The 13,653-nt window shown below is 69.6% G+C and carries 12 protein-coding genes; 7 read left to right on the forward strand and 5 right to left on the reverse strand.

Features of this window, described 5'->3' with window-relative positions:
* Positions 1 to 50 precede the first annotated feature (50 nt).
* A complete protein-coding gene (locus ACVWW9_RS13425; protein WP_456515897.1) occupies positions 51 to 2,600 on the reverse strand; it encodes a hypothetical protein in 2,550 nt (849 codons plus the stop codon).
* Between the two features lie 133 nt (positions 2,601 to 2,733).
* On the opposite strand from ACVWW9_RS13425, the gene ACVWW9_RS13430 reads away from it, so the two are divergent.
* Positions 2,734 to 4,077, forward strand: coding sequence for an APC family permease (locus ACVWW9_RS13430; protein WP_456515898.1), 1,344 nt, complete (start codon positions 2,734 to 2,736; stop codon positions 4,075 to 4,077).
* A 13-nt stretch (positions 4,078 to 4,090) separates the two neighbouring features.
* Here ACVWW9_RS13430 and ACVWW9_RS13435 read toward each other — a convergent pair whose 3' ends face one another.
* From ACVWW9_RS13435 to ACVWW9_RS13450, 4 genes are all read right to left on the reverse strand, one after another.
* Positions 4,091 to 4,765, reverse strand: a complete 675-nt coding sequence (locus ACVWW9_RS13435) for a DUF6338 family protein (protein WP_456515899.1) — start codon at positions 4,763 to 4,765, stop codon at positions 4,091 to 4,093.
* Positions 4,766 to 4,874: 109 nt separating this feature from the next.
* A complete protein-coding gene (locus tag ACVWW9_RS13440) occupies positions 4,875 to 5,069 on the reverse strand; it encodes a hypothetical protein (RefSeq protein WP_456515900.1) in 195 nt (64 codons plus the stop codon).
* A 94-nt stretch (positions 5,070 to 5,163) separates the two neighbouring features.
* Entirely contained in the window at positions 5,164 to 5,994 is an 831-nt protein-coding gene (locus ACVWW9_RS13445; RefSeq protein WP_456515901.1) for a phosphatase PAP2 family protein, read from the reverse strand.
* A 94-nt stretch (positions 5,995 to 6,088) separates the two neighbouring features.
* Positions 6,089 to 6,931, reverse strand: a complete 843-nt coding sequence (locus ACVWW9_RS13450) for an NAD-dependent epimerase/dehydratase family protein (RefSeq protein WP_456516037.1) — start codon at positions 6,929 to 6,931, stop codon at positions 6,089 to 6,091.
* 818 nt (positions 6,932 to 7,749) lie between these two features.
* Between ACVWW9_RS13450 and ACVWW9_RS13455 the strand changes: the two genes are divergently transcribed.
* The 6 genes from ACVWW9_RS13455 (at position 7,750) to ACVWW9_RS13480 (ending at position 13,652) form a co-directional block, all read left to right on the forward strand.
* Positions 7,750 to 8,004, forward strand: coding sequence for a hypothetical protein (locus ACVWW9_RS13455; protein ID WP_456515902.1), 255 nt, complete (start codon positions 7,750 to 7,752; stop codon positions 8,002 to 8,004).
* Positions 8,005 to 8,693: 689 nt separating this feature from the next.
* Positions 8,694 to 8,849, forward strand: coding sequence for a hypothetical protein (locus ACVWW9_RS13460; RefSeq protein WP_456515903.1), 156 nt, complete (start codon positions 8,694 to 8,696; stop codon positions 8,847 to 8,849).
* A 15-nt stretch (positions 8,850 to 8,864) separates the two neighbouring features.
* On the forward strand, positions 8,865 to 9,935 hold the full coding sequence (locus ACVWW9_RS13465) for a cytochrome P450 (protein WP_456515904.1): 1,071 nt from the start codon (positions 8,865 to 8,867) through the stop codon (positions 9,933 to 9,935).
* A complete protein-coding gene (locus ACVWW9_RS13470; protein WP_456515905.1) occupies positions 9,932 to 11,119 on the forward strand; it encodes a hypothetical protein in 1,188 nt (395 codons plus the stop codon). Before ACVWW9_RS13465 ends, ACVWW9_RS13470 begins: the two co-directional genes overlap by 4 nt.
* Positions 11,116 to 11,922, forward strand: coding sequence for a TauD/TfdA family dioxygenase (locus ACVWW9_RS13475; protein WP_456515906.1), 807 nt, complete (start codon positions 11,116 to 11,118; stop codon positions 11,920 to 11,922). Before ACVWW9_RS13470 ends, ACVWW9_RS13475 begins: the two co-directional genes overlap by 4 nt.
* The gene (locus ACVWW9_RS13480) at positions 11,919 to 13,652 is read left to right on the forward strand and encodes a carbamoyltransferase C-terminal domain-containing protein (RefSeq protein WP_456515907.1); all 1,734 of its coding nucleotides are present in this window, start codon (positions 11,919 to 11,921) and stop codon (positions 13,650 to 13,652) included. Before ACVWW9_RS13475 ends, ACVWW9_RS13480 begins: the two co-directional genes overlap by 4 nt.
* Position 13,653 lies beyond the last annotated feature (1 nt).

The following is a 13,653-nucleotide window of genomic DNA, read 5'->3' on the forward strand; positions in this document are numbered from 1 at the left end:
GTACCCGCCGACACGGCCACCAGCGGATGCTGAAGCACCGGCGCATGACGTCAGCGCGCCGCCGAGCCGCCGTCCACCCGCTCGGCGATCTCCGGACCGCCCAGCAGCTCGAGCAGCGCATCCTGGTACGCGGGCACGCGGAAGTAGTCGTTGTGCGTCACGACCACCGGCGGATCGATCGTCCTGTCGATCTCCTGCGCGTAGCGATCGATCGCGTTCTCGTAGGTCGTCTCCCCTCGGCGCAGGCTCGTCCGCCCGGCGACCGCCGGGAAGCCGAGGTAGTCGCTCAGCCGCCAGAGGTTGATCCACGGCACCCCGTCGCCCGGCAGCAGCGCACCGCCGAGCCGGGTCATCGACGGCTGCGGCGGGGGCGCGTCCCAGGCGCGGTCGTCGTCGAGCGCATCCGTCGACCACGGGTCGCGCTTCCACGGCCGGGGCCCTCGCGCCGGGTAGGTGCCGAGCACCGCCGGTCCGACGAGCTCTGGCATCAGCCGGCCGAAGTAGGTGCGCAGCTGCGATCCGAAGGTGAGCAGCGCGACGCGCTCGACCACCGTCGGATCGCGCGTGGTCGCCGCCAGCAGCCCGAGGGCCGAGACCGCGATCACGGCGCCCATGCTGTGCGCGGCGAGCACCGCGTGCCGCTCCGGGTGCTCGCAGAGCCACTCGTCGAGCTCCTGCGCGATGTCGGGCACCGCGTGCTCGGCGTAGCACGGCGGCCCGAACGGCTGCGCCGTGCGCGGCAGGTAGCAGGTGACGTCCCACACGATCGCGAGCAGCCCCGGCTTCCGCAGCAGCACCCCGAGGGCGACGATGCCCGCGAGCGCGACGCCGACCACCGTGAGCGACCAGGTGGTGAGCACGAGGATGTCGGCGACGCGGATGCCGAGCACCCTCGCCGTGCCGCTCGCGACACCGGGCAGCGGTGCCTGCCACAGCACGCCCGCCCAGACCCACGTCAGCGCGAGGCCGATCGCCACCGCCATGAGGGTCGCGATGATCCCGGTCGCCGGCTCGATGAGATGGATGAACGCGGCGCGTCGGCGGTCGCGCTCGAGCCGTGCCCGGAGCGGGTCGTCCTCGTCCTGCACGAGCCACGTCCTCGCGCGGTCGGCGAGCAGCTTCCGCGGGATGAGGAAGGTCACGAGCACGACGAGGCTCAGCAGCAGCGCGACCGCGATCATCCCGCCGAGGGCGAGGAAGACATCCGGCACGTGGAGGCCCGAACGGGTCGCGGCGCCCGCGACCAGCGCTGCCGGACCGCCCCAGCCCGCGACGACGATCGTGGTCAGCGCGATGACGGCCGAGCTCGTCAGCACGCCGACCGTGAGCGACAGCAGCATGAACACCGCTGGCGTGGAGCCGAGCCACGCGGTGCCCGCGCGGAAGCCGCGAGGCCGCCACGCGACGCCCGAGAGCGCGAGCACCCCGCCGAGCGTGATGATGAGCAGCGGCGGCAGCTCGTCGCCGGCGAGGCCGTCGGTGGACGACAGGTCGGGCGCCGACGGGAGCACGAGCAGCACGAGCAGCAGCGCGAAGCAGAGCATCGCGAGCACGAGCAGCCCCTGCGCGAGCCACGCGCTCCACCGCGGGCCCTCCGGCGCGCTCGGCGTGATCGTCATGGTCGGCAGGATCGCCGCCGCGACGGCCGAGAGCACCAGGAGCACGACGGCCGCCCAGCAGAGGATCGCGGGGAAGCCCGCAGACGCATCCAGCGCCACGAGGTGCCACGACACCTGCGCCGTCGTCAGGGCGGTCGCGGCCGCGAAGTGCACGAGCGCGAGGTGGGCGGTGGTGCGGTTCGACCAGAACGCGGGCTGGGCGAGCACGGCGCGACGATCGGGCTGCGCCGCGCTCCCCTTCGCCTTCGCCGCCTCCATGGCCTCTCGAGCCTTGGCGCCGGCAGCCGTCTCGTGCGTGTGCAGCGTGTCGTAGCGCATGCGCGCGATGCGCGCGAAGAGCACGAGCAGCCCGACGCCGAGCACCGGCACGATCGCCAGCAGCGCGAGCACGCGGCCGGGCGTGAGCAGCGCGGCAAGTCCCGGCATCGATGCCACCGCGCTCCCGAGCAGGTCGGACGGCCAGGCTGAGCACTCGCCGCCGATCGAGCACTGCAGCGCGATGAGGTCGACGGCGACGGTCACCGCGGTCGTCGTGAACAGCAGGGTGAGCACGAACCCGAAGAGCCGCGCGGCCGCCGCGGTGATGTTCGCCCGAAGCCGGGTGGCACCGGTGTCGCTGTCATGGGGCAGGCGGCGCGTCCACATGGCGCCGTTGCCGATGCTGAACGGGAGCGCGAGCACCTGGAAGGCGAGCGCGATGGAGCGGCTCGCCGTGTGCTTGGCCGTCTCCGACCGCACGAGCCCGCCCCACGAGTACGCCTCGCGCCGGATCCCGGCGGGGATGTGCCCGCGCGTGCGGTTCGGAGGGTTCTGCCGCGGCGCAGCGAGCCAGAACGCGGCCTTTGCATCACCGCGCAGGCACTGGATGTCGTCCTGCGGCAGGTCGAGCAGCGCCGCGGGCGTCGTGTTGTTGACGCCGTGGACCCGCAGCTCGAGCACGCGCGGCTCGCTCGCGGCAGCCGCATCCACCAGGTCTGACATGGCGTCCCCCGTCGTGCACGATGACCCCGTGCGCACTGTACGCCCGGCCCGTGGGTGGCAGAAGTGCCCACTTCCGACACTCACGACCGGTGCGATGGCGGTCTGCCTGCGTGCGTTCACCTAGCCTGGAACGATGACCAGCGAGCATGCACGGGCGACGACGACGGCAGACCACGAGACCCCGAGCAAGCTCAAGCAGGGCATCACCGGGCCGCTGCTCTTCGTCTTCATCCTCGGCGACGTGCTGGGCGCCGGCGTCTACGCGCTCACCGGCGAGCTCTCGGCCGAGGTCGGCGGCGCCATGTGGCTGCCGCTGCTGCTCGCCCTGCTGCTCGCCCTGCTGACCGCCGGGTCGTACGCGGAGCTCGTGACGAAGCATCCGCGTGCCGGCGGTGCAGCCGTCTTCGCGCAGCGCGCCTTCGGCAGCCCGATCGTCTCCTTCCTCGTGGGCTTCTGCATGCTCGCCGCCGGCGTCGTCAGCGCGGCCGGGCTCGCGCTCGCCTTCGCGGGCGACTACCTCGCGGCGCTCGTGCCGATCGCGCCGATGATCGCCGCTCCCGTCTTCCTGCTGCTCGTCGCCGCGCTCAACGCGCGCGGCATCCGCGAGTCGATGGCGGGCAACGTCATCATGACCATCGTCGAGCTCACCGGACTGCTGCTCATCATCGTCGCCGTCGCCTTCATGGTGCTCGGCGGCGGAGGCGACGTGAGCCGCGTCGGCGAGTTCCCGGCCGGCGCGAACCCGGCGCTCGCGACGCTCGCCGCCGCGATCATCGCCTACTACTCGTTCGTCGGCTTCGAGACGTCGGCGAACGTCGCGGAGGAGATCAAGGACCCGGCGAAGGTGTACCCGCGCGCCCTCATCGGCTCGCTGCTCGTCGCCGGCGTGGTCTACCTGCTCGTCGGACTGGCGAGCGCGATCGCGCTGCCCGCCGACGAGCTCTCGGGTTCGAGCTCGCCACTGCTCGACGTCTTCGCAGCGACCGGTGCCCCGCTGCCCGGCTGGGTCTTCAGCGTCATCGCGCTCGTCGCGGTCGCGAACGGCGCCCTCCTGACGATGATCATGGCGAGCCGCCTCGCCTACGGCATGGCGGAGCAGGGCCTGCTGCCCGCCGTGCTCGGTCGCGTGCTGCCGCGGCGCCGCACGCCGTGGGTCGCCATCCTCGTCACGACCGCGATCGCGATCGGTCTCACCTTCGTCGGCGACCTCGGCACGCTCGCCGAGACCGTCGTGCTGCTGCTGCTGTTCGTGTTCCTCAGCACGAACGTCGCAGTGCTCGTGCTGCGGCGCGAGCGCGTCGAGCACGACCACTTCCGCGTGTGGACGTGGGTGCCCGTGCTCGGCATCGGCTCGTGCGTGCTGCTCCTGACGCAGCAGGAGCCGCACGTGTGGCTGTTCGGCGGGATCGCGATCGGCGTGGGCCTCGTCGCCTATGCCTTGACGAGGGTCGGCCGGAGGACCGCGTCCCGCCGGTGAGGCGCGGCGCCGCTCACGGCGGCGGCGCGGATGCGCTCGCGCGCGGCTCGTACCGAACCTTCAGCAGGCGCACGTCGGCGTACTTCACGACGACGTACGCCCAGTACTCCTCCTCCGAGGGTGTGATCGCACCCGCGTCGCGCGACTGCATCCGCGGGCCCTTGAGCACCATCTCGCGCTCGGACGGGGGCTTCCCGATCGTGAAGTAGTCGACGTAGCCCCAGTACTGGGCTCCCGAGCTCAGCTCGACCTTCACCCACGCGACCTGGTCCCGCGACAGGTCGGCGGAGAAGAGCGAGTTCCAGAGGTCGCCGTGGCCGATCGGATGCGCGGCGGTGTCACCGCGGCGCAGGTAGCGGTCCGTGCCGAGCGCGAGCAGGCACGCGATCACGACCTCGGCCGTGACGCCGGCGACGATGCGCCAGAAGTGCTCGCGCGCATACCCATCGCCCTCACTCACCCACGCCGCGAGGTCGGGCAGTGCTCCCGGCACCACGAGCGCGACCACCATGAGGATCAGGATCGACGCGGTCGTGAACACGAGGCTCATGAGCGCGACGCGGCTCGCCTCCCGGAAGCTCGACTGCTCGAGCGATGGCCGTCGCCGCTCGCGCCGCATCTCGAAGAGCAGCCCTGGCGCGACCAGCCCGAGGAAGGCGTAGACGGTCGCGAACCCCTCGGGGATCATCGCCCGCCGATCGCCTGGCCGGAGCCCGTGCCGTCACCGCCCTTGCCGACGTCCGGCGCCTCCCTGGACGGCTCGGCGCGCTCGTCGGGCGCGCCGTCGCGCGGCGCGCTCATCCGCGGGCCTCCCCCGTGCCGATGCCATCGCCGCCGCGGCCGATGTCGTCGGAAGCGCCTTCGGCATCCTGACTCCGCCGCTGCTGGTCCAGCTCCGCCGCCGCTTGCTGCGCGGCCTCGGCGGCTCGCTCGGCCTGCTCGGCAGCCTCCTTGGCGGCTCGCTTGGCATCGTCGACGGTGTCAGGTGCCATGGGAGCCTCCGGGGGTCGCTGAGGCTTCGGTCTAGCACGCGGGTCCGCTGACCCGCTAGGCGCGGACGTGCTCCGCCAGCGCTCCTCGGGCGGCTCAGGCGACGGCGCGCTGCTCGTCGCGTCGGAGCCGGGACGTCAGGTAGAGGCGATGCGCCGTGATCACGAGCGCGAGCCACGCGGCGCCGAGCGCCCAGCCGGCGATCACGTCGGTGACCCAGTGGTGGCCGAGGTAGACGCGGCTCCCCGCGACGAAGATCGTCGCGATGACGGCGACCGCGATGATGGCGGCGCGGGCCGCGTTGCTCTGCCGGCGGAGCACGAGCAGGTACGCGGTCACGCCGAGGATCGCGACCGCGTTGAGCGTGTGGCCGCTCGGGAACGAGGCCGAGACCTCATAGGGCGGCACGGCGTCGCTGAGCGGCGGCCGCTCGCGGCCGATCAGCACCTTGCCGGCGATCGTCATGAGCAGCGAGCCGCCACCCGCGGCGACGATGAGGACGACGGGCGTCCACGATCGGCGCCGGATGCTGAGGATGAGCAGGGCCGCGATGGCGACCAGCGGCATCCCGACCGTGCCCGCGAGGTCGGTGAAGCTCGTGATGTATGGGTCGACGGCGGGGTTGCGGATCGTGAGGATGGCGTCGAGGAGCGGGCGGTCGATGCCCGCGACGCCGTCCTGGTCGGTGACCGCGTCGTACACGAGCACCGCGACGACGCTGAGCAGTCCGGCGATGGCTGCGCCGATCGCGAGCGTGAGCAGCAGCGTGCCGTAGGGACCGACCGTGTCGGCGAGCCACCGCGCGACGCTCGCGAGCCAGCGACCGAGCTGCGTTCGCCAGCGCGTGAGCTCGACGTCGCCCACCTGGGTGTCCTGCTCGCGCTCGGCTGCGGGCCCATGCTCGGCCGGGCGAGGCTCGACCGTCATGCGGCGACCTCGACGTGGGGTGTGTAGCTCATGTGCTCATCCTCCCGCGTGACGCTGCTGTACCCCACCAGGCGGTCGGAGTGTTTCCGGGAGCCTACGAGCGCCAGGAGTGGATGGGTTCGAAGCCGAGCAGTGCGCGAGCCTTGTCGATCGAGAGCAGGGTCTCGTTCACTCCCAGGTCGCCGCGGATCTCGACATCCGGGAACACCTCGCCGACGAGGTCTGCGTTCGAGCGCGACATGACCGTGTCGGCCGCGGCGATGATGTAGTGCTCGAAGCCGGGTTCGCGGCGACCGCGATCGATCGCCTTGAGCACTGCTTGGGCGCCATCGCGTGCATCGATGTAGCCCCAGAGGTTCCACTTGCGCAGCCGAGCGTCCGCGTCGAACGAAGGGAACTCGGCGTAGTCGGCCGGCTCCATCACGTTCGAGAACCGCAGCGCTTGGATCGAGAGATCGGTGTGCCAGCGCACGAGCTGGATGGCGAGCTGCTCTTCCAGGTGCTTCGCGAGCGAGTAGTTGGTCTCGGGACGGGTCGAGTGCTCGTCGACCGGGATGTAGGCCGGCGGGACGTCGAACGGCAGTCCCAGCACGGTCTCGCTCGACGCGGCGACGATGGTGCGGACGCCGGCCCGGATCGCCGCTCGGAACACGTTGTACGTCACGGTGATGTTGTTGTGGAACGTGGCGGCATCGGTCAGGAGCCCCGGCGCCGGGATCGCGGCGAGGTGCACGACTGCGTCGAAGGCCTTGGCATGCTCATCGACTCCGGTCAGGGCGTCGATCGTCTGGCCGTAGTCCGTGAGATCGACCTCCACGAAGCCGGGACCTCGCTCCCCGGTCCGGTCGAGGTTCGTCACCTCGTGACCGGCCTCGCGGAGCACGCGCACGACGGTTCGGCCGAGCTTGCCCGAGCCGCCGGTGACCGCGATCGACAGCGCGGTCATCGGTGACCGCCCCTCGTGCAGCACTGTCGGTCCGCGACGAGCACTCTGGTCTGGCCGGATCCGCGGAGGCGAGATGCCCCACGGTCTGACACCTGCGTTGTGCTCATGCGAAGGGCTCCGTGATCTGGTCGGGGTGAGGCTGACGGCTGCGGCCCTCGCCGAGTCCTCGAAGCGCGACTTCGGCAAGGCGCGCGTGGATCGGACACTAGAGGGTCTGGCATGGGAAAGCGATGTGATGACCGATAGCGGCTCCAAATCACTGCACGGAGACGGGCTGCTGCGTTCTGGGACGCGGTCACACGGTCGGGGCGACGCTGTGCACCCACACAGTAGGGCGGACGGGACTTGAACCCGTGACCGAGGGCTATTCAAGTCGGTCCCGACCAGCGGTGACAAGCCCAGGACTGGCGAAATCTAGCTGATCGTACTGCTACCTGCGGCGCGAGCGATGACCGAAGATGACCGAATAGTGGACAGAAAGTGGACACCCTTACACTCTCGCTACGCGTCAGACACCCCTCCGCCTGGCCATCGCCGTACACGCATCGGAACTCGATCTGATCGAACGAGCTGCCCGCGCATCCGACGCCTCGGCCGGCGACTTCGTGCGCGACGCAGCGCTGGGCGCCGCACGCGGCGTGGCTCGCGAAGCGGGCAATGCCCCATCTGGTCTTCCAGACAGCGCTGCCGGTCCGACCTTTCCCTCTAGGCGTTCGCTGCGCCGGTCGATTCCTCGCGCGGAGATGCCTCTACCGGAAGTGATCCGGGATCTCTCGGAGCGCCTAGGCCGAGGGCTGCTCACCATCACGGTGGACGCCAGCCCCGCCGACATCGACCGCTGGGGAAGTGAAGCTGCCGCACCCCCTCCGACGCAGGAGCGACGCCTGCGTGAGGCGCACGAGGTGTGGCAATTCGTGCTCTCCGTCGAGTCGCTCGGGAAGACGCGCGCATGGTGGATGGGTATGAAAGACGGCCTTGGTCACCTCTCCCCCGCCGGAGCCATCGCCGACGACCAAACAGCAGCTGTGATGTCGATCGCTCGCGACTTCGTTGAGGGCGGCTAGGACCCTTCACTGATGCAACGCCACCGCTCGCCCTCGGAGGTGTCTGCGCGGGACAGCAGGCAACAGCCGGCGACGGCCATGCTCTGGTGCGCTGGTGAGTCGTCCGCGTTGTGCCGTGACGAAGCGCTGACAGAACTAGCGACGGCTCACCGCACGACGGTTCCTCGGGCAAAGCAGACATGGATGCCGGCACGCGGTCCCAAGCAGGGGCGTGAGCTTCCCCCGCGTTAGCCGAACCAAAGCCGCGGGTCCGTGATCCCGTGCAGCACGACGCCCATCGCGCCTCTGACTGGAGGCGCGGTCATCGGTCCGGCAGCAACCCGCACACGGGTTGCTCGACCACGGCTTGCGCCGCCATCGGCTCGAACCCGATCGCCATGTGGAGGCGAGGAGCCAGCGACTTCATCTCTGTCGTCTGCCGCCATCACCCCCCCCCCCCCCCCCCAGCCAGGCTTCAAGCACGCGACCCAAGGGCACTTCGCGCGGCGGCGGGATGTTCAACCAAGAGCGACAGCACACGAGTGCCAATCAGGCGCCGCGCCGCGGTCCCCAGCGACGATCAAGCTCAGCAGACCGACTGTCTTGCTGTTGCTCCATGACCACGGATCGAGAAAGCTCGCACGTAGGTCTCGCAATTAGCCATCCGTGACCTATAGCATCGACACACTTTCAGCCGCACCGGAGGAATCGTGACCCCAGACAACATCGCCCTCGACACACCCGCCCCGGTCGGCGCGGCCGCTCAGATCGTGTTCGGTTCGCTCGCCGATCAGGGCATGAAGACCATGACCGATGGCGGCGTCGAGTTTGTCCTCTGCGCCTCCGCACTCACCGCCCAGATGTGACGAAGCCCGGCGATTGTGTCGGGTGTCCCTTCCTTCCCTGAACTGAGTCTGCGAAGCCGACCCGAACTCTTCGACGCGCTTCTCGCCTATCCATTCGAGGAAGACGTCGTCGAGGCTCGCTTCGGTGACCGTCGAGGCTGGGTCATCATTCATCCTGCGGCGGCGCGAAACCTGCTTCGCCGCCGCAATCTGCCGAAAGCGCGCACCGTAGCGTCCCGTCGAGCGGCCGGTGGCTACCCGTCTCTCAGCGGAGCTCATTTCCATCGCAGCCGCAGCGAGGTGGTGGTCGCCCTTGCTGGCGCGTCCGCCGATACGACGGCCATGGCCACTAGCCTCTCCGATACCGTGGGCCTGGTCGCGCCGTCCCGCCATGAAGCCCCTGCAGCATTCACACGCTGGATGCTCCATCACCTCGCGGGCGGCGACAGCACGCCCATCGACCTTGAGGTGCTGATCGCCGGCATCGCCGCGGCGACGGCGAACGCCGAGGCCGCGCAGGCCGGCATCCTCCCCGAACCCGACGTCGGAGAAACCCGCGCCGCGCTCGCGCGCCGGCTCGCGGAACGAGTCAACGACGGGCACACAGTGTTCCTCGCGCAGCTACGGGAGCGCGGCTGGTCGACTCCTCGCATTGTCGAAGAGCTCATCGGACTCGCGCTCGCAGGCTGGGCGAGCACGGCGGCGGCGGTCGCGACGGCGCTAACCCTCGGAATGGACGCCGCTCCAACGGAAGCCGAGATCTCCGAGCTCTTGCGGCTTTACCCGCCGAGTTGGCTCATCGTGCGTGAGCTCACGGGCGACGAGACATGGGGCTCGGCCGGGGAACTGGCCCTCGTAAGCCCCTGGCTCACTCATCGCTCCTCCGCGTGGCGCGACCCTATGCGCTTCGATCCGGCGCGCACCGACGCCGTCGCCGCGTTGCCGTTCGGCGCCGGACCTCGCCGCTGCCCCGCCGATCTCTACGCGCGCACGCAAATTAGGGTCGCGCTCAGCGCGTTCGGCGGTGGCGTGCCGCGCCCTGCATATCCTGCACTGCTCGGACGCCGCAGCGCGGCCCTAGTACCCGACCAGGAGATGACCCCATGACCGAACGCCGGACCGACCTCGAGCACGTCCGCGGCGTGCGGACGCTCCGTGCACATCCAGAGACGATCGACGACCTGCTCGCGCTCAACGACATTCCGCGCACCATGGTGCAGGCGTACCTCGCGCGTGGCGACGTGCTTACGCCCGTTCCCGGGTGGACGCGACTCGACCAAGTTTCGTCCGACGTCGCTCGAATCGTCGTACGGGCGCTGCGCAACACCCTGTTCGAGACGATCCTTCCCTGGGGCGACGACTCACGCGCATCAGGCGAGGGCGCAGGGATCGCCGGCATCTCCCTCGCGGGCGGGGTCGCCGTCGCTGAGGGCGCCCTTCTGGACGCGGGCCGCGCGAAGCAGCTGGTGACGCGACAGGTCGCCGACTTCGTCGAGGAGCACGGGGTAAGTCAGCGCGGCTGCGTGTTTGGAGTGTCCGGCGGTGGCGACAGTAACGCGCTGGCCTTTGGACTCGCGCGCGCGCTCCCTCGGGACCGTCTCAGCGCGTTCACGCTTGTGTTTCGCGACGTCATGACCGCCGCAGCCGCCGACCGCGCAACCGTTCTCTGCCAGGACCTCGGAATCGCTCATCGAGTCTATTCGGAGTCCGAGACGGCTGAACTCCTAAGGCTGCGCACCTCCTTGCCGGAAATGTACGCGGATTTTCAGAAAGCTTTCGGCGAAGAAGCGGTTCACTTCTTCGGCACATTTCTGATCTTGCGGGTGGCGCGAACGATTGCAGGCGAGCAGGGCTTCGGCGACCTTGCGTTCGGCTACAACCGCGAGGATCTGCTCGCTGAAATTACTTTCACCCTTATGAACGGTCGCGCTCCGCTCGCGTATCCGGTGCGACCGCTGGGGGATCAGCGCATCGTCATGCCGGTCTGGCGAGCACCCAAGGTGCTTCTCGATGCCTGCCACCCGCGCTTCAGCCTCGAGAACTACCGGGAGCGCGACGCGCACACCACGCGACAGCGCTCGCTCGCATTCTACCTCGGACACTCATTCGACTCAGCGTACCCAGGCTTCGGCATGAGCATTCTGGATGGAGCGTCCCGCTCCTTCGCCGGCAGATTCGGACCGCTCGTCCACGACGCAGAACTCGATGTCTTCGTTACGGAGGACGCCACGCCCGAAAGGGTCGAACGCGTCCGCGCGGCCCTCGCCCGCCACCTCGCGGAGAAGCCATGACTGCCATCCCCCTCCCGGCATCCTGGTTCACGATGGCGCCGATCTACGGCGACGACGCCACGGTGCGCGCAATATTGCGCGATCCGTCCCATCCGCTGGTCGAGCTCGTCCGACGCACCCCGGCCGATCAAGCACGCGAGCTCGCATCGGGGGTTCGTTCGGCGGTCGGTTCGCACGCCCAGTTCTCTTACCCGCAAGAGCACGGCGCCCTGCACGCCGCCGCGGCGCTCGCTGCCTGGATCGGCCCTGCTCCGGAGTCGGTGCACCAGGATCTCGGCGGAACGGTCACGATCGTGCGATCCGGCCTCGGGCACCGCGACGATCAAAAGTGGCATACAGACAGCACCCCCTGGTGGCGCCCAAACGCGATGACTCTTCTCGGTCAGGTTCATCTCGCCCCGGGCTTTGAGGCTCCGGCAACGGAGCTTCTCCCCATCTCCAAGGTCGACGATGCGATGGCCGAGTATCCCGCGGCGCTGCACACGTTGCGCTCTACACCTGTACCGTGGCGACGCAATTTTCCCGAACGGCGCCAGTTCAGTGCCCCGATCCTCTCCTTAGACCCGCCGCGGTGGGTCGGGTCGGTTCTGGCCGACCTGCAGGGCACCCTCGCAGAGGAGCTCCAGGATGCGGTGGACCTCTTTCGCCGCACGATCGACGCGATGTCGCCCGTGCAAGCCGTGGTCGAGCCCGGCCGGCTGCTCATCTTCGACAATCGCGCGAATCTGCACCGCGGGCCGAGCATCGAGCAGCATCTCGAACGCCGTCTGGTCCGCGTCAAGCTCGGCGGCGAGCCGGGTTGAGCGTTCTCGGCGTCTACGACGGCCACAACGCCAGTGCCGCAGTCGTCTCCTCGGACGGCCGCGTCGTCGCCGCTGTGGAGGAGGAGCGATTCTCTCGAATAAAGAACCATGACGCCCGACCCGGCCATGACGCCCCGCCCCAAGAAAGCGTCGCGTTCTGCCTCGCAGCCTCGGACGAGCCTGTCACGCGAATCGCCTTCGGCCTCGCGCATCCAGACGATCTGGCGCACCGCGCAATGGCCAACTTCGACGCTCGCGTCGCCGCCGGCGAACGCCAGCGACTCGCTCGTGCCGCAGAACTGGGCATGAGTGCGTCCGAACTGCGCGAGCTCCCTTCGGCGACGCAGCGCCGCCGCGTGGACACCCTTCGGGCCGTCATCGCGGAAGCGGGGATTGGGCCGGCCATCCCGGTGTCTTTCGTCGACCATCACGCGGCCCACGCGGGCGGTGCCTACCTGCTGTCGGGATCGGCTCCAGCGCTCGTAGTCACTCTTGACGGCAAAGGCGACGACCTCTCGGGCTCGGTCTCGGTAGGAGACGGAGGCTCCATCGTGCGCACGCTTGAGTTGCCGACCGAGGATTCGCTCGGCCATCTTTACTCGGCATTTACCGTCGCATGCGGGTTGCGCCCGCAGCGCGACGAAGGAAAACTGCAGGCAATGGCGGCATCCGGGTCCGTCGATCGCCGCATCCGCGCATGGCTAGAGAGCCGGTTCCAGCTCGACGCGCATACGGGTGCGATCCGTGGGCGGCTTAGCGAGGGCCTCATCGTCGGCCCCTACCCCGACCGCCGCCCCGACCTGCACAACGATCTCGTGCGGGAGGTCATCGGCGACACTCGCACGGTCGACGCCGCCGCGACAGTACAGAGTTTCCTGGAGCATCTCGTCGCCGAGTTCGTCAGTTGGCATCTCGCTCAGACCGGGCTACGGACCCTCGTAGTCGCGGGTGGGGTCTTCGCCAACGTCAGCCTTAACCGCAGGCTCGCCGAACTTGATGCGGCGGAGCGGCTGCACGTGCATCCTGCCATGACCGACGCAGGCATCGCCCTCGGTGCGGCTGCAGTGACGTCCTCAGTCGAAGGGGCGCGCCCAGCGGCGCTTCTCGACCTGGGACTCGGGCCGGCCTACTCGGATCGGGATTGCGCTGATGCCTTCGAGCGGCAAGGCTATCGCGTCACCCGCCCGTCTTCGGCCCCGGAACTAGTGCTGGGCGCCGCCCTTGCGCGCGGCGAGGTCGTTGCACGATTTGTCGGCCGTGCGGAGTACGGCCCGCGCGCCCTCGGCAATCGCAGCATCCTGGCCCCGGCAAACGACCCTCAAATGCCGGCGACGCTCAACCGGATGCTCCGCCGTTCGGCGCTCATGCCGTTCGCGCCAATGGCCCGCGCCCGCGACGCGGCGGATCTCTTCGCCGACGCACCCGCACTCGCGGCTCCGCTGCGGACGATGACCACCGCGATCCTCTGCACGGCCGAGACTCGTGGTCGGTATCCAGCCATCGTCCACGCGGATGGAACCGCCCGCCCGCAGTTGCTCGAAGATGATGAGGCAGCGATGTCGATCCTGGACGAGCTCGAGCGCCTCACCGGCCAGCGCTTGGCAATCAACACATCATTCAATCTCCACGACGAGCCGATGGTGTGCCGCCCCTCGGACGCCGCGCGGAGCGCCCGCACCGCCGGTATCGCGACGGTTCAGATCGGAAGCCTGATTGCCGAGCTCGGGTGAT

It is taken from the genome of Agrococcus sp. UYP33, assembly GCF_054060915.1.